The sequence below is a fragment of the Sphingopyxis indica genome, assembly GCF_032879645.1.
In the GTDB taxonomy this organism is placed as follows: domain Bacteria; phylum Pseudomonadota; class Alphaproteobacteria; order Sphingomonadales; family Sphingomonadaceae; genus Sphingopyxis; species Sphingopyxis indica.
Map to the genome: position 1 here is coordinate 356,706 of NZ_CP076394.1, position 14,806 is coordinate 371,511.

Genomic DNA, 14,806 nt, shown 5'->3' on the forward strand with positions numbered 1-14,806 from the left:
GCCGGCGATCGGGCGCCTTGACGCGATCCGGTGCGCGGCGCATTCTCGTGCGATGGCGCGCGTATATGCCACTTTCGCCGATTTCTGGCCCTTTTACCTGCGCGAGCACAGCAAGCCCTGGACGCGGGCGCTGCATTATGTCGGGACGAGCCTAGTCGTCCTGATCGCGCTGGCGGCGCTGCTGAGCGGGCGCTGGTGGGCGCTCGCGGCGCTGCCGGTGGCGGGCTATGCCTTTGCCTGGGTGGCGCATTTCGGGATCGAAAAGAACCGCCCGGCGACCTTCACCTATCCGCTGTGGAGCCTCGCCGCCGATTTCAGAATGTGGGCGCTGTGGCTGACCGGGCGGCTCGGCCGCGAACTCGACAGGGCCGGCGTCGCCCGCTGAGCCGGCGCTCGCGGCGGGATTTCGATCAGAGTGAACGAAAGCCTGCACTGGCGCTTATTGCGAGTCATTCCTAATTTCTTCGCCTGTTCTGGATGGAGACGGGCTGATGCCGCGCGATTTGACCAAGACCTTCACCTATCTGTCGCTGCACCTGACGATCGGGTTCAGCGTCGCCTATGCGATGACCGGATCGGCGCATGTTGCCGGCGGAATCGCGCTGGTCGAGCCCTGTATCAACGCCGTCGCCTTCTTCTTTCATGAAAGGGCGTGGAAGCGTGCCGGTGCGCAGCATACCCGACCGGCGTTCGCCTGATACGGAACTCCGCTCGCGGCGGTGCCGTTATGCAGAATCGAAGGAGAAAGCGAATGACCGTGAACAGCGCAACCGCCCGTTACGAAGGGCTCGGCAAGGACGGCAAAGGGCATATCTGGACGAAGCGCGGCGCGCTCGACGGCGAGCCCTATGGTTTTGCTTCGCGTTTCGAGGATGGCCCCGGCACCAATCCCGAAGAACTGATCGCGGCGGCGCACGCTGCCTGCTTCACCATGGCGCTGTCTTTCGCGCTCGCGGCGGCGGGGCATAGCGACGGTCAGCTCGATACCAGGGCGGAGGTGACGCTCGACAAGGATGGCGACGGTTTTTCGGTGACCCGCTCGGCGCTGACCCTGACCGCGAAAGTGCCGGCTATCGACGGCGGCGAATTTGCCGGCATCGCCGCCAATGCCAAGGCGAACTGCCCGATTTCGAAGCTGCTGAACTGCGAGATCACCCTCGAATACACGCTCGAAAGCTAGGTATTGATCCCTTCACCCGCGGTCGAGCAGATCGTCGGTGACTTCGAGCAGCAGCAGCGGTTCGTCGGCGGCTTCGGCGATCGCATCGACGAAGGCAGCGCGCGTCGCCGGCTCGTCATAGGCCATTTTGGCGTCGAAGGCGGCCTGCCATGTCGCGCGGTCGGGCCATTCGGCGATGCCGACGAAACGCGTGCCGCCGCCGGGCATATCCTCGCGATGCAGGCGCGAGCCGAGCGAGCCGTATTTTTCGCGGATCAATTCGGTCCCGCGGCGCCACGCCGCGCGAAATTGCTCCTCCTTGCCCGGTTTCACCTTCCACCAATAGGCCGCGACGAACATGGTTTCGCTCAGCTCTCTTCCTGCCCGAGCTGGCAATTGCCGTCGCGCCATTCCTCCTTGCCGGCGGCGAGGAACCAGTGCGCGCGGCCGCTGTCGACCGCTTCGTCATAATAGCAGGCGTCGGTGGCGCCGCTCGCGGGGTCGACCAGCACCGCCCATTGGTGCGGGCCGCAATTATGCGCCTCGCACGCCCATGCCATGACCTTTCCTTCATATATTTCGATCGGTGCCGAGGGGCCGGCGCGCGTTGCGATCGTCTCGCGGATCTTGGGGTCGGTGACGGTCGCGGCGAGCCCCGCCTTGACCGCCGGATGGTCGCTCCATGCGACGCCGTTCACCTCGTCGAACGGATATTTGCCGACATAGGCGGAAAGGCCGGTGTCTTCGGCGCCTTTCGCGGGAGCCGTCGCGTCGGCCGACGGAGCGGGCGACGTCGCGGCGGCGCCGTCGGCGGCGCTCTTGTCCGCGCTCTGGCCGCAGGCGCCGAGCGACAGCATGGCGCCGAGCAGCAGCGTGTGAGGGGCGAAATTGTTGGTCATGGCAACTCCCTTCGTGCGGCATCATGCCACGAACGGCCGCAATATTTGAAGCCGATTCGGGGATGGACCGGTCCTCGTCGGATTTTCGCTTGATCTAAACCGTGGTTGAGCTTGCATCAAAGGGCCGACGATTCGCGACCCGGAGACATGCCGATGCTGTACCGCCCTTTTTCCTCCGTTTCCGACAGGCTGAATACACGGCTTGCCACGTCCGGCGATAATCTGTTGCGGCGCTATTTCGATCGGATCGGCTATGCCGGCCCCGCCGAACCGACGCCCGGCGTGCTGCGCGCATTGCAGGCCGCGCATATCGCGGCGATCCCGTTCGAGGCGATCGACGCGCTCGTCGAGGGCAATGTCGACATCGGCGCCGATGCGGTCGCGGCGAAGCTGATCGACCAGCGGCGCGGCGGCTATTGCTTCGAACAGAATGGGCTGTTCCTGCGCGTGCTGCGCGCCATCGGCTTCGATGCCGAAGGGCTGCTCGGCCGCGTGCGCTGGATGCAGCCCGCCGGGGCGCCGCCGACGCCGCGCAGCCATATGGTGATCCGCGTGCGGCTGGGCGGCCGGCCGTGGCTCGTCGACGTCGGCTTCGGGTCGGCAGTGCCGCCGCAGCCGCTCGCGATGGACGTCGAGGCCGCGCAGCCGACCGTGCACGAGGCCTATCGCATCGCACGGCACAGCGGCCAATGGTCGGTGCGGACCCGGATCGACGGCGAATGGATGCCGGTCTATGTCATCGACGACGCGGTGCCGCCGGCGATAGATTATGAGGTCGCCAACTGGTACACCGCGACGCATCCCGCCTCGCATTTCCGCCACCAGCTGATCGCCGCGCGCACGACCGCGGAGGCGCGCTATGCGCTGCGCGACAACCGGCTGACGATCCGCCGCGCCGACGGGACGAGCGAGCGGCATTATCTGACCGCCGACGCGATCGAGCGCGCGCTCGCCGAGCATTTCCATCTGACCGTCCGGCCGCACTGGCGCACCGCGATCGAGCGCGCGGCAGCGGCGGAGATCGACGCCTAATCCTTGACGACGAAGGTGATCTTGAGCGTGCAGCGCCATTCGACGATGTCGCCCTTGGCGACGCGCGCCTTGATATCCTTGACCCAGACCGCTTCGATCCCGTCGATGGTTTTCGACGCGCGCTGGACGCCCTGCCGCACGGCGTCTTCGATTCCCACGGTCGAAGCGGCGATGATTTCGGTGACCTTGGCAACGGACATGAAAAGCCTCCCTTGGGCCGGGCCGGCAAGGAAGGACGCCGCCGCCGCCCGGCGGGGCGGTGCGTCCTTTCGGACATAACGGCCCAGCGGCCGAAAGGTTCACCGGCGCGCCCCGCGGCGGCGGCGGCGGCTTGACTCGCGGCACCCTTAGGTTCCTAATGTCTTCGCAAAAGAGACGAAGGAGAGGGTGCCATGAACATTGCCGCCGGGCAGGCCAGTTTCACACGATTGCAGGTGGCGCCGCTGACGCCGCACATCGGTGCCGAGATTGCAGGCATCGACCTTCGCGAAGAACAGGATGATCGGGCGATCGCCGAAATCCGCGCCGCGCTGCTCGCGCACAAGGTGATCTTCTTTCGCGATCAGGACATCACGCCCGCGCAGCATATCGCCTTCGCGCGCCGCTTCGGCCGCCTCGAGATCCACCCCGCGACGCCGAAGGACCAGCCCGACCCCGAAGTGCTCCACATCGCGCACGGCCCCGATTCGAAGGGGCAGGAAAATGCATGGCATTCCGACGTCACCTGGCGCACCGAGCCGTCGCTCGGCTCGATCCTGCGCGCGGTCGAGGTGCCCCCGGTCGGCGGCGACACCTTGTTCGCCGACATGGGCGCCGCGTTCCGCAGCCTGTCGCCGGCAATGCAGCAATTCTGCCGCGGCCTGACCGCGTCGCACGACATCGCCCGCGTCTTTGCGAGGCGGCTCGGCAAGCGGCCCGAAGAGTTGCACGACCAATATCCGCCGCAATCGCACCCCGTGGTGCGCACCCACCCCGAAACCGGCGAGCAGGCGCTTTATGTCAACACCGCCTTCACCAGCCATATCGAAGGGCTGTCGGAGAAGGAGAGCGACTGGCTGCTCCAGCATCTCTATGCGCAGGCCGCGGTGCCCGAGTTCCAGTGCCGCTTTCGCTGGGAAGCGAACTCGATCGCCTTCTGGGACAATCGCGCGGTGCAGCATTATGCCGCGTCGGACTATTTCCCCGCGGTGCGCCGCATGGAGCGCGTGACGATCGCGGGCGACCGGCCTTTCTACAAGGACGAGCGCTGACCCTTCACCCCTTGGGCTTGCGGCCGAAGGCGACGCGCAGCTCGTCCTTCGCAGCCTCGTCTTCGCTCGGGGGACGGTGCAGATTTATGGGTCCCGACCCTGACTCTTGTTTTGCCGTGATTTCCGAGCCGTCAGGCGATTCCACCTGACTTGAAAACACTCTGGAGCCTGATCATCTTTGAATGAAGCGCTTGAGAAAGCGCGTGTGTCCCCGCGCAGGCGGGGACCCATCTCCGGGGGGTTCAAGACAGAAGGGTCGGGAGATGGGCTCCCGCCTGCGCGGGAGCACACGGCCTATTCAGTCAAAGGTGATCTTGCTCTAGCGCGCGTGCCGCGCCTTTCCAGTGGTCGGCTGTGCGGGATGCATCGGGCGATCAGCATTCGCCGCTCAGCCTGCGGAGCAGCGCTTGCCAATGCTCGCCGAGACGGCGCTGGAACAGCATCAGTTCGAAGCCGTGGCGCGCGGCATGGCGCTGCGGGATATTGTCCCAGCCGCGATGTTCGACCGTGACGCGCGTTTCATCGCCGATCGCCTCGAAGCGCACCTCGACCTCGGTCGCCTGATCCTCGGCGAAGCTCGGCAGGCGCCAGCCGAAGCTGAGGCGTTCGCCGGGGCGCCAGTCCGCTACCCTGCCGATCTCCCACTCCTCGCCATCGTCGAAGCGCGTGACGAGGCGCCCGCCTGGCCCCGCGGGATCGAAGCGCAGCGTGCCGTCACCCTTGGGCGAGAGCGGAAAGAGCGGGTGGCTCGTCCACCAGCGGCCGATGCCCTCGGTAAAGGCGGCAAAGGCGGCGGCGGGCGTCGCGCCGACGCGCAGCGCGACGATGACAGCGGCGCCGCTCATTCGCTCGCCGCCTCGACGTGATGTTTGAAGGCGGCAAGCTGGTGCGTCCAGCGTTCTTCGGTCGCGGCGAGCCACGCCTTGAGCTCGTCGGTCGCGCCGTGTTTGAGCCGATAGATGCGCACGCGGGCGTCGAAATCGGGATGCCCGTCCTCGACGAGCCCGCCGGCCTTCAGCGTGCGCAAATGGCGGCTCATCGCGGGCGGCGCGAGGCCGAGGTCGCGCGCGAGCTCGCCCGCGCTGCGCGGCCGCTCGCCGAGCAGCTCGACCGCGCGCCGCCGCGCGGGGTCGGCGAGCGCGGCGAGCGTGCGGTCCAGGCCCGTGCTCAATCGTCGAGCCGCGTCTTGGTGGTGAAGCCACCCTCGGCGTCCCATTCGGCGGCGGTTTTCGCCTCGACCGTGACGCCGAAGGTCCAGATATGCCCTTCGGGGTCCTTGGCGCGATAGGTGCGGTCGCCATAGAATTGCGTTTCGGGCTCGGCGATGATCGCGGCGCCCGCGCCGCGCGCGCGGTCGCAATGCGCGTCGATATCTTCGCCCGCGCCGAGCTGGACGTGGACGCTCTGCGTGTTCTTGCCGCCGATCGACGCCGGGCTCCGGTGATCGTCCGACCATTCGTTGCCGACCATCACCACCGACTGGCCATAGCCCATCTCGCTGTGCGCAAGATTGCCGTCCTCGTCGAGCAGCACGAACAGCGGCTCGAAGCCGAACGCCTCCTCGAGCCAGCGATACGCCGCCTTGCTGTCCCGATAGCTGACCGCGCTAGCGAGCCCTTTCGGGCGGTGGGATTCGGCCATGATGCTTCTCCTCCGACTCGGAATGATGATCCTATTCTATAATATTTGCGGAAAAATGAAAGTATATAGGCGCGCCGGCAACGAATCGGGCGTTGCGATGAGGATTGGCGGAGAAGGAAGGCCTGGCGTCAGTCGGCGGCGCCGACCGCCGCCGCTCCGGCGGCGTTGTCGGCGGCGGCGAGTTCGGTCTCGTTGTCGAGCAGGGTCATGCTGACCCGTGCGAGCCCCGCGCGGTCCATGCCGATCTCGCGTGCCGCGGCGTGGCTGACGTCGATCACGCGGCCGCGGCTGAACGGGCCGCGATCGTTGATGCGGACGACGACGCTCTGGCCGTTGGCGAGGTTGGTGACGCGCACGCGGCTGCCGAAGGCAAGCGTGCGGTGCGCGGCGGTGAGGTCGTCGGGGTCGAACCGCTCGCCGCTGGCGGTGCGGTTGCCGGCGAGTTCGTCGCCGTAATAGCTCGCGGTTCCGCTGCCGAGATCGGTGGCGCCATCGGCGATCTCATCCTGCGCAGCGGCCGGAATGGCGAGCAGCAACGGCAACATCATGGCGGTCAAGCGATGCATGGCGACCTCCCCCTTTTCAGGTGGAGCGCTCAAAGCAGCGTCGGCGGTCCGCTGCAAGCAAAGCGCGTCCGGCCGCACCGAATCTGCGCCTAGCGGTGGAATCCCGAGCCGCGCAAATCGGCGCTCAACGCAAATTAAACGTCCAGATTTGCGACGCTTAGCGCATTGGTCTGGATGAAATCGCGCCGCGGCTCGACCTCGTCGCCCATCAGCCGCTCGAAAATTTCGTGCGCGACGTCGGCCTGTTCGGCCTCGACGCGCAGCAGCGAGCGGTTGGCGGGGTCCAGCGTGGTCTCCCACAATTGTTCGGCATTCATCTCGCCCAGCCCCTTGTAGCGGCTGATCGACAGCCCCTTGCGGCTGAAGGCGAAGATCGCGTCGAGCAGTTCGGACGGCCGCGTCACCGGGCTCGCCTTCGCGCTGCTCGATGCGATGGCTTCGCCATCCTCTTCCTCTGCATCGGCTCCGGTCGTGGCGGCGGCGGTGCCCTTCACCAGCCGCGCCGGGCTCGCATAGGTTTCGGCCTGTTCGCTCGCGAGCGTGTGGAGGCGGCGCGCCTCCTGGCTCGCGAGGAAGGCGGCGTCGACGACATGATGGTCGCTGACCCCGCGCCAGCGGCGTTCGAGCGTGTAGCCGCCGCCCTCGACCGCCTCGACGGTCCACAGCGCTTCGGCGCCGCCGGTGATCGCGCGTTCGGCGGCATTGAGCCATTGCGCGGCGGTTTCGGCGGCGCTGTGCCGGCCCGCGGTATCGAGTGCCGGATCGAGCGCCCCCGCGAGCGCGAGCGCTTCGACCAGCCCGTGGTCGAGGGTGCGCGGGACATAGCGCATCAGCGCGCGCAGCCGCCGGCCGTGCTCGATCAGCGTGCGCAGGTCGTTGCCCGACCGCGCGCCGCCCGCGCTTTCGAGCAGCAGCGCGTCGATGCCCGCATCGACGAGATAATTTTCGAGCGCGGTATCGTCCTTCAGATACACCTCGCTGCGCCCCTTCGCGACCTTGTAGAGCGGCGGCTGGGCGATGTAGAGATGGCCGTTCTCGATGATCTCGGGCATCTGGCGATAGAAGAAGGTCAGCAGGAGCGTGCGGATATGCGCGCCGTCGACGTCGGCGTCGGTCATGATCACGATCTTGTGATAGCGCAGCTTTTCGATGTTGAATTCGTCGCGAATGCCGGTGCCGAGCGCCTGGATCAGCGTGCCGACTTCCTTCGAAGAAATGATGCGGTCAAAGCGCGCGCGCTCGACGTTCAAAATCTTGCCCTTGAGCGGCAGGATCGCCTGCACGTGCCGGTCGCGGCCCTGCTTCGCCGATCCGCCTGCCGAATCGCCCTCGACCAGAAAGAGTTCGCACTTCGACGGGTCGCGTTCCTGGCAGTCGGCGAGCTTGCCGGGGAGCGAGGCGATGTCCATCGCGCCCTTGCGCCGCGTCAGCTCGCGCGCCTTGCGCGCCGCCTCGCGCGCCGCGGCGGCGTCGACGATCTTCTGGATCACGGCCTTCGCATAGGCGGGATTTTCCTCGAGCCATTCGGTCATCCGGTCGGCCATCAGGCTTTCGAGCGGCTGGCGGACCTCGCTGCTGACGAGCTTGTCCTTGGTCTGCGACGAGAATTTGGGATCGGGCAGCTTGACCGAGACAATCGCGGTCAGCCCTTCGCGCATGTCGTCGCCGGTCAGGCTGACCTTCTCCTTCTTGAGGGCGCCCGACTTTTCGCCATAGCTGTTGATCGTGCGGGTCAGCGCGGCGCGGAAGGCCGCGAGGTGGGTGCCGCCGTCGCGCTGCGGGATGTTGTTCGTGAAGCAGAGGACATTTTCATAATAGCTGTCGTTCCACTCGAGCGCGACGTCGATGCCGATGCCGTCGCGCTCGCTGCTGATCGCGATCGGCTCGGGCAGCAGGGCATTTTTGTTGCGGTCGAGCCATTTGACGAAGGCCGCGATGCCGCCCTCGTAGAACAGGTCGTGGGTGACGTGCTCGGCGTGGCGCGCATCGACCAGCTTGATGCGCACCCCTGAGTTCAGGAAGGCAAGCTCGCGATAGCGATGCTCGAGCTTGTCGAAATCGAACTCGGTGACATTCTTGAACGTGTCGGTCGAGGCGAAGAAGGTGACGCGCGTGCCCTTCTTGCGCGTTCCATCGCTATTTTGGGGCGCGGGGCCGCGAATCTCGAGCGGCGCGACCGCGTCGCCATGCTCGAAGCGCATCCAATGTTCCTTGCCGTCGCGCCAGATCGTCAGCTCGAGCCATTCGGACAGCGCGTTGACGACGCTGACGCCGACGCCGTGGAGGCCGCCCGACACCTTATAGGCATTGTCGTCGCTCGTATTCTCGAACTTCCCGCCCGCGTGGAGCTGGGTCATGATGACCTCGGCCGCCGACACGCCCTCTTCGGCGTGGATGTCGGTCGGGATGCCGCGGCCATTGTCCTCGACGCTGACCGACCCGTCGCTGTTGAGCGTGATCAAAACGAGGTCGCAATGCCCCGCAAGCGCCTCGTCGATCGCATTGTCCGAAACCTCGAACACCATATGATGCAGCCCCGACCCGTCGTCGGTGTCGCCGATATACATGCCGGGGCGCTTGCGCACAGCGTCGAGGCCCTTGAGGACCTTGATCGAATCGGCGCCATAGGCGCTCATATTGGGCTGCTTTGCGCCGGATTCGGGCGCCGGGGTTTCAGGGGTGTCCGTCATGCCGATCATATAGGGTCGAAGGGGGCAAAACCCAAGCGAAAATGCGCCTCTCCGCACCGTGCGACGGGGCGTTGCGCGCGCGCGCCGCGGCGGCTAGTTTCGAACGCATGACGATGCTTTCCGCCCTTCGCCCCGGTCCTGCCGCTCTTGCCTTCTGCGCGCTCGCGCTCGCCGGCTGTTCGCAGCCCGCGCCGCCGCCCGACAATGCGAAGCTCGCGGGCGGCGAGCCGATCGCGACGCGCGCGGTGATGGTCGGCACCGAAGGCCCGACGCTTCCTGCCTGTTCGAGCATCAGCCGCGTCAAGGACGGCGGCACCGACGTCTATTGGGCGCCCGGCGAAACGCGCGTCGTCAAGGCGCGGCTCGCGGGGGGCACGCCGGTGTCGCTGTGCGAAGCGGCGGACAATGATCGCTGGTTCGGCATCGTCTTTGCGGCGCCCGGCACCGACAAGGACATGTGCGGCGTCGGCCGCTCGGTGCCGAACGCCCGCGAATATCAGGGGCCGTGCCGCTGGGGCTGGATCCGCGGCGGAACGGTGCGGCTGGGGGCTTGAGCCGATCGCTTCTGGAGAGATGGACGGCGGCTAACGACCGATTGCGGTCATCGAAATCCTCCCCGCGTGCGGGGAGGGGGACCGCCGCCGAAGGCGGTGGTGGAGGGGGCTGTCGGCCTGACGCGCCGCCGAAGGACGCCACCCCCCTCCGTCAGCGCTTCGCGCTGCCACCTCCCCGCAAGCGGGGAGGATCGTCTTGTCCCCACCCCAAGTCGGACACCCGCCGCGAAAAAACCGCTGTCCTACATCATTCGGTTGTGCCAGCCTTCGTCTCGGCTCTTTCGATAGGCGGATAAAAGCGATCGCGGCCCGGTTTGCAGATGCGGGCGGGAGCCTGTGCTGCATGTTCGCTGAACGCGCCCATCGGCGGCTGCACAAGGCTGACCTTTGCTGAACTTTGAAACGACGAGGCGGACCCGGCCCGCGATTACCAAAGACGGCGATGGCAACTGGCCCACCCCAAAGCCGCCGTTGCAAGCCTATCGGCAATCCTCGATCACGCGCCCGATCTCCGACTGCACCGGCAGCGTCAGCGTGCTGCCGTTGCTGGCCTCGAGCGCGAAGCGGCCGCGGCTGAAGGCGATGCGGTCGAGCCGTGCGTCACGCGCGGGGAGTGTCGCTGCGCCGCCTTCGAAGCGCAGCCGGTCGGCGCCCGCGCTTGTGCGCAGCGATACGTCGAGCGGCGCGCCCGTTCCGCCGAGCCCGGCCGCGAGGCGGATGGCGCCGCCGCTGCACGCCATGGTGACGAGCGGGCTCGCATTGCCGGTCTGAACGAAGCGCGCAGTGCGGCTGCCCGCGTCATAGCGCCACGCGCCCTTGTCCAACTGGCGTTCGTCCCACGGCAGCGCCGGCGGCGGCGCGGGCGAGGGGGCCGGCGTGGCGACGGGCGCGGGGGCGGGTGCCGGCGCTTCGGGCTTCGGGATCGCGGCGCAGCCCGCGATCGCCAGCATCGGCAGGACCGCGGCGGCGCCGCGCAGCAGGCTGTGTCTTTTGCTCATTCGCCAAATCCCCGCCAGTCGATCGCTTCGTCAACCCCGGCGCGCGGCACCGGCCAGCGGTTCACCGCCGCTTCTTCGTCGGCATAGCCGATCGCGAGGCCGGTAAACAGGATCTGGTCGTCGCCGATCGCGAGCGCGGCACGCACCGTCTCGCCATACATCGCCCAGCATTCCTGCGGGCAGCTCGCGAGTCCCTTTTCGACGAGCAGCAGCATCACCGATTGCAGCCACATCCCCATATCGGCCCATTGCGGCGGTCCCATGATCCGCGAGCAATGGAGGAACAGCATCACCGGCGCGCCGAAGCCCGTATAATTGTGCATGAACTGCGCGAGCCGCCCGCGCTTGTCCTCGCGCGCGATACCGAGCGAGGCGTAGAGCGCTTCGCCGACGCCGAAGCGGCGCGCCTCCCACGGATCGGTGAGCGCCTTGGGATAGATGTCATATTCGGGTTGATAGCCCGCGCGCCCCATCGCGATCCGCGCCGCGACCGCATCCTTGACCGCCTGCCACGGCGCGCCCGTGAGCACCACCGCCTGCCACGGCTGGAGATTGCCGCCCGATGGCGCGCGCTGCGCCGCGGCGAACACCTCTTTCAGCAGCGCGGGATCGACCGCGCGGCCGGTAAAGGCGCGCACCGAGCGGCGCGCATGGAGCGCATCGGTTACCGAACGGGCAAGGGTGTCAGTCGCTGGCATATTTATCCTCTCGGCGCTTGCCGAACAGCAATTGCCGTTCGAGGCGGGTCTTGAGCTGGCGATAATAGGAGGTGAGGAAGACGTCATCCTCTTCGGCGACCGGCCGGCCGATCTTGCCGCGGATCGTATCGGCGACCTCGCGCATCTGCTTCGCGTCGGCGGTGCGCAGCACGCGTTCGAGTTCCTGCAGTTCGAAGATGCCATAGACCGCGAGTTCGGCGTCGCTGAACGCGACCTGGTGCGCGGCCTCGCCGCTCGCCATGTCGCGGTCGAGCTTGCGGCGCTGCGCCATCACGACCCAGGTGCCCGCGATCAGGTCGCCCATCCGCATCCGGTCGCGGTTGAACAGCGGAAAGAGGCTGAGCGTCAGCGCCCAGCCGAAGCCGAACAGCGCGGTCCACGCGCCCGCCATATCCTCGGCCGCGCTCACCGACAGCATCGTCAGCGGCAGGAACAGCTCGAGCTCGCGGATCAGGTTGCGCGCGACGACCGCATCGGCGGTCAGCCGCCCGCCGTCGCGCGCGACGACGCGGATGCCCATCAGCCTCTTGCCCGGCGTCGCGGCGCGCTGGCCGAGCTCGAAGCCGATGAACCAGAAATTCCTGAGCACGAAGCCGCCGAGCATCCAGATGCTGAGCATGATCGTCGAGCGCGAAGCGAAACCCGCCCAGAGCATCAAAATGGTGAACAGGATCAGCGCGACGACGATCAGTGCAAGGTCGATCACCAGCGCGCCGAGCCGCAGCGACGCGCTCGCGATCCTCAGCTCGAGGTCGATCCCCTCGGGCGTGATGAACTCGCGGATCTTCCTTGCCTGCGCGGCGCGCAAGCGGGCGTCGGTGCGCGCGGGAGTCATGGCAGGGCGCTCCGCCGCGGCAGGTAATAATAGCCGAGCCAGAAGAGCAGCATCAGCGTGCCGATGCCGTAGCGCACGAGCGTGTCGGTGACGAGCTGGCGCCCGAAGCCCTCGAGCAGTCCCGCGGCGAGCAGCATGACGATCACTCCGACCATCACCTTGCCCGCGGTGCGCCCGGCCGCCGCCGCGGCGTCGAGCCGCCCGCGCGCGCCCGGAAAGACGACCGCGGTGCCGATCTTCAGTCCCGCCGCACCCGCGAGCGTCGCGGCGAACAGCTCGGTGGTGCCGTGGATGAACAGCCAGCCGCCGAATTCGACCCCGAGTCCCTTGCCCGAAAAGACCGCGAGCATCGCGCCGAGGCTGAGCCCCTGATAAAATTCGAGGATCATCGTCGGCACGCCGAAGGCGAAGCCGAGCGCAAAGGCCATGATCGACACACGGCTGTTGTGGGTGAAAAGATAGGTCGCAAAGACGTGGAGCATCCCGTCCTCGCCGTCCGGCGCCTTGCCATGACCGATCGTGCTGCGCAGAAACTCGACCGAGGCGCGCGGATCGCGTCCGCCCGAAAGCTCTTCGGGGATGAAATGGAAATACCATTCGGGGTCGTGCGCGACGAGCAGCCAGCTCGTCGCGACGCCCAGGATCAGGACCAGCGCGACGATCAGCGTCTCTTTCCACAATGCGCGGACCGCGGCGGGCCAGTCGTGGAGGAAGAAGCGCTTCAGCCGGCCGAGCCGCGATTCGCGCACCCCATAGATCAGGAAATAGCCGCGGATCGACAGCGCCTCGAGATGGTCGAGCAGCGCCTTGTCGAGGCTCGTCGCGCGCGCGATCGACAGTGAGGAGAGGGTGGCGCGATAGAGCAGGGGCAGTTGCAACAGCTCGTCGCTCGACAACGCCTTCGCGCCGCGCCTTTCGAGCCGGGTGAGCAGCGCGTCGAAGGCGATCCAGTCGGCTTCGCGCTCGTCGCGAAAGCGCGCGGTGGAAAAGGCGGGGGTTTCGTTCGTCGGCACCGCGGCGTCCATCACAGGTTCCCCGCGCGCTTGATGCCCAGATAGGCCTCGACCGCGCTCGCCCCCATCGCGTCGGCCGGAACCTCGATCACATCGACCCCGAGCCGTTGCAGCCGCGCGATCACGAGGCGCCGTTCGCGCAGCATCGCCGCGGCGACATTGGCGCGGGTGACGTCGGCGGGGGCGTGGGGGCGGCGGCGCTCCTCGCTTTCAAGCTCCTCATCCTCGATGACGACGAACAGCAGCCGGTGCTTTTTCACGAGCCGCCCCGCGGCGCGGATCATCAAATCGGCGCTCGTCGCGTCGGTGAATTCGGTGAACAGGATGATCAGCGACCGCCGGTCGAGCCGCGCGCCGAGCGCCGCGAGCGCGAGGGTGAAATTGCTTTCGACATGCGCATAGTCGATCCGCGCCGCGGCGCGCTGCAACGCGGGGAAATCCTGCGTGTGCATATAGGCGGGGGTCAGCGCGTGCGGCTGCGCGGCGAAGGAGAAGAGGCTGATCCGGTCGTGCAGTTTCAACCCGACAAAGGCGAGCAGCAGCGCCGCCGACACCGCGCGGTCGACGCGCGGCATCCCGCCCGCCGGCTCGGCCATCGTCCGCCCGGCGTCGATCGCCAGCACGACGCGATTGTCGCGCTCGACGCGATATTCCTTGGCGAGCAGCTTCACATGGCGCGCCGAGGCGGTCCAGTCGATCGCCCGCCGGTCCATCCCAGGGTGATATTCGGCGAGCGCCTCATATTCGCTGCCCTCGCCGCGCAGCCGCTGTTGCCTCAGGCCGAACAGGCTGTTGCGCTGGAACAATCGCCTTCCTTCCTCGGTCGCGGCGCGAAGGCTGGGGACGACGCTGATTGCCCCCCCGACGCCGAAGCAGCGCTGCTTCCACACGAGCCCGAGCGGGCCGCGCCAGCGGACCCACAGCGCCTCAAGTCGCGCTTCGCCGCGCCGGGCCGCGGCGAGCGGCAGCGTCTGCACGAGCGTGTGCGGGTGCGCGTCGCCCGCGTCGGCGGCGCGCATCCGCCCGGCGATCCGCCCGCCTTCGGCGAGCCGCTCGTCGACCTGAAGCGCCAGTTCGGCGCCGCCTCCGGGCACCGTCCCGCTGCTGCGCGCGGCAAGCGTCAGTTCGAAGGGATCGCCGACGCCGACCTGATACGGAAAGCGCGCATCGAGCGCGAGCCGTCGCGGGCTCGCGCCGAAGAGGATGTCGAGGATCAGGCACGCGGCGATCACGCCGATCCACGCCGGCGCGATCAGCCACAGCTCGGGCCGCACGAGCCCGAGCGCAAGCGCCGCGGGCGCGCCCGCGAGCAACAGAAAGATCGCACGGCGGGTGGGGTAGATCATGGCAAACCCTTCTCCGCATCCCCGAGCGAAGACGAGGGGCATTGCCGAGCGAAGTCGAGGCTGCGACGCTGCGGTTCTCGCTCCGCTCGAACGAGCCCCTCGTC

Annotated in this window: 19 protein-coding genes; 6 read left to right on the plus strand and 13 right to left on the minus strand. The window is 67.5% G+C overall.

Going from position 1 to position 14,806, the window contains the following annotated elements; all coding sequences use genetic code 11:
• Positions 1–52 precede the first annotated feature (52 nt).
• From KNJ79_RS01710 to KNJ79_RS01720, 3 genes are all read left to right on the plus strand, one after another.
• Positions 53–385: a DUF962 domain-containing protein gene (locus KNJ79_RS01710; RefSeq protein ID WP_089216628.1), complete on the plus strand. Its 333-nt coding sequence runs from the start codon at positions 53–55 to the stop codon at positions 383–385.
• A 106-nt stretch (positions 386–491) separates the two neighbouring features.
• Positions 492–698 carry a DUF2061 domain-containing protein gene (locus tag KNJ79_RS01715; protein ID WP_317152539.1) on the plus strand — a complete coding sequence of 69 codons (207 nt, stop codon included), beginning with the start codon at positions 492–494 and terminating at the stop codon, positions 696–698.
• Positions 699–751: 53 nt separating this feature from the next.
• Positions 752–1,180, plus strand: coding sequence for an OsmC family protein (locus KNJ79_RS01720; protein ID WP_089216630.1), 429 nt, complete (start codon positions 752–754; stop codon positions 1,178–1,180).
• 12 nt (positions 1,181–1,192) lie between these two features.
• Here KNJ79_RS01720 and KNJ79_RS01725 read toward each other — a convergent pair whose 3' ends face one another.
• Both KNJ79_RS01725 and KNJ79_RS01730 read right to left on the minus strand, forming a co-directional pair.
• Positions 1,193–1,519 (minus strand): antibiotic biosynthesis monooxygenase family protein, encoded by a 327-nt coding sequence (locus KNJ79_RS01725; RefSeq protein ID WP_089216631.1) that lies wholly within the window; start codon positions 1,517–1,519, stop codon positions 1,193–1,195.
• A gap of 8 nt (positions 1,520–1,527) precedes the next feature.
• Positions 1,528–2,058, minus strand: a complete 531-nt coding sequence (locus KNJ79_RS01730; protein ID WP_089216632.1) for a hypothetical protein — start codon at positions 2,056–2,058, stop codon at positions 1,528–1,530.
• Between the two features lie 147 nt (positions 2,059–2,205).
• Here KNJ79_RS01730 and KNJ79_RS01735 point away from each other — a divergent pair, with 147 nt between their 5' ends.
• Positions 2,206–3,090 carry an arylamine N-acetyltransferase family protein gene (locus KNJ79_RS01735; RefSeq protein WP_317152540.1) on the plus strand — a complete coding sequence of 295 codons (885 nt, stop codon included), beginning with the start codon at positions 2,206–2,208 and terminating at the stop codon, positions 3,088–3,090.
• On the opposite strand, the gene KNJ79_RS01740 is transcribed toward KNJ79_RS01735, so the two are convergent.
• Complete coding sequence (locus KNJ79_RS01740) at positions 3,087–3,290, minus strand: dodecin family protein (protein WP_089216633.1); 204 nt, start codon at positions 3,288–3,290, stop codon at positions 3,087–3,089. The genes KNJ79_RS01735 and KNJ79_RS01740 overlap by 4 nt on opposite strands.
• 192 nt (positions 3,291–3,482) lie before the next feature.
• On the opposite strand from KNJ79_RS01740, the gene KNJ79_RS01745 reads away from it, so the two are divergent.
• Positions 3,483–4,340: a TauD/TfdA dioxygenase family protein gene (locus tag KNJ79_RS01745; RefSeq protein ID WP_317152541.1), complete on the plus strand. Its 858-nt coding sequence runs from the start codon at positions 3,483–3,485 to the stop codon at positions 4,338–4,340.
• Between the two features lie 374 nt (positions 4,341–4,714).
• Here KNJ79_RS01745 and KNJ79_RS01750 read toward each other — a convergent pair whose 3' ends face one another.
• From KNJ79_RS01750 to gyrB, 5 genes are all read right to left on the minus strand, one after another.
• Positions 4,715–5,185, minus strand: a complete 471-nt coding sequence (locus KNJ79_RS01750) for an SRPBCC domain-containing protein (RefSeq protein WP_317152542.1) — start codon at positions 5,183–5,185, stop codon at positions 4,715–4,717.
• Positions 5,182–5,511: an ArsR/SmtB family transcription factor gene (locus KNJ79_RS01755; protein ID WP_317152543.1), complete on the minus strand. Its 330-nt coding sequence runs from the start codon at positions 5,509–5,511 to the stop codon at positions 5,182–5,184. The genes KNJ79_RS01750 and KNJ79_RS01755 overlap by 4 nt, the downstream gene beginning before the upstream one ends.
• Positions 5,508–5,981: a VOC family protein gene (locus tag KNJ79_RS01760; RefSeq protein ID WP_089216637.1), complete on the minus strand. Its 474-nt coding sequence runs from the start codon at positions 5,979–5,981 to the stop codon at positions 5,508–5,510. The genes KNJ79_RS01755 and KNJ79_RS01760 overlap by 4 nt, the downstream gene beginning before the upstream one ends.
• A gap of 128 nt (positions 5,982–6,109) precedes the next feature.
• Positions 6,110–6,547 carry a septal ring lytic transglycosylase RlpA family protein gene (locus tag KNJ79_RS01765; protein WP_317152544.1) on the minus strand — a complete coding sequence of 146 codons (438 nt, stop codon included), beginning with the start codon at positions 6,545–6,547 and terminating at the stop codon, positions 6,110–6,112.
• Between the two features lie 134 nt (positions 6,548–6,681).
• The gene (gene gyrB, locus KNJ79_RS01770) at positions 6,682–9,237 is read right to left on the minus strand and encodes a DNA topoisomerase (ATP-hydrolyzing) subunit B (RefSeq protein ID WP_317152545.1); all 2,556 of its coding nucleotides are present in this window, start codon (positions 9,235–9,237) and stop codon (positions 6,682–6,684) included.
• Positions 9,238–9,344: 107 nt separating this feature from the next.
• On the opposite strand from gyrB, the gene KNJ79_RS01775 reads away from it, so the two are divergent.
• Positions 9,345–9,791 (plus strand): hypothetical protein, encoded by a 447-nt coding sequence (locus KNJ79_RS01775; protein ID WP_317152546.1) that lies wholly within the window; start codon positions 9,345–9,347, stop codon positions 9,789–9,791.
• A 479-nt stretch (positions 9,792–10,270) separates the two neighbouring features.
• On the opposite strand, the gene KNJ79_RS01780 is transcribed toward KNJ79_RS01775, so the two are convergent.
• Genes KNJ79_RS01780 through KNJ79_RS01800 form a run of 5 tightly spaced genes read right to left on the minus strand, consistent with a single transcriptional unit; the run spans position 10,271 to position 14,702 of the window.
• Positions 10,271–10,789, minus strand: a complete 519-nt coding sequence (locus KNJ79_RS01780; RefSeq protein ID WP_317152547.1) for a hypothetical protein — start codon at positions 10,787–10,789, stop codon at positions 10,271–10,273.
• Positions 10,786–11,487 carry a nitroreductase gene (locus tag KNJ79_RS01785; RefSeq protein ID WP_317152548.1) on the minus strand — a complete coding sequence of 234 codons (702 nt, stop codon included), beginning with the start codon at positions 11,485–11,487 and terminating at the stop codon, positions 10,786–10,788. Before KNJ79_RS01785 ends, KNJ79_RS01780 begins: the two co-directional genes overlap by 4 nt.
• The gene (locus KNJ79_RS01790; RefSeq protein WP_089216643.1) at positions 11,474–12,343 is read right to left on the minus strand and encodes an RDD family protein; all 870 of its coding nucleotides are present in this window, start codon (positions 12,341–12,343) and stop codon (positions 11,474–11,476) included. Before KNJ79_RS01790 ends, KNJ79_RS01785 begins: the two co-directional genes overlap by 14 nt.
• A complete protein-coding gene (locus tag KNJ79_RS01795) occupies positions 12,340–13,368 on the minus strand; it encodes a stage II sporulation protein M (protein ID WP_317152549.1) in 1,029 nt (342 codons plus the stop codon). Before KNJ79_RS01795 ends, KNJ79_RS01790 begins: the two co-directional genes overlap by 4 nt.
• Entirely contained in the window at positions 13,368–14,702 is a 1,335-nt protein-coding gene (locus tag KNJ79_RS01800; RefSeq protein WP_317152550.1) for a DUF58 domain-containing protein, read from the minus strand. Before KNJ79_RS01800 ends, KNJ79_RS01795 begins: the two co-directional genes overlap by 1 nt.
• Positions 14,703–14,806 lie beyond the last annotated feature (104 nt).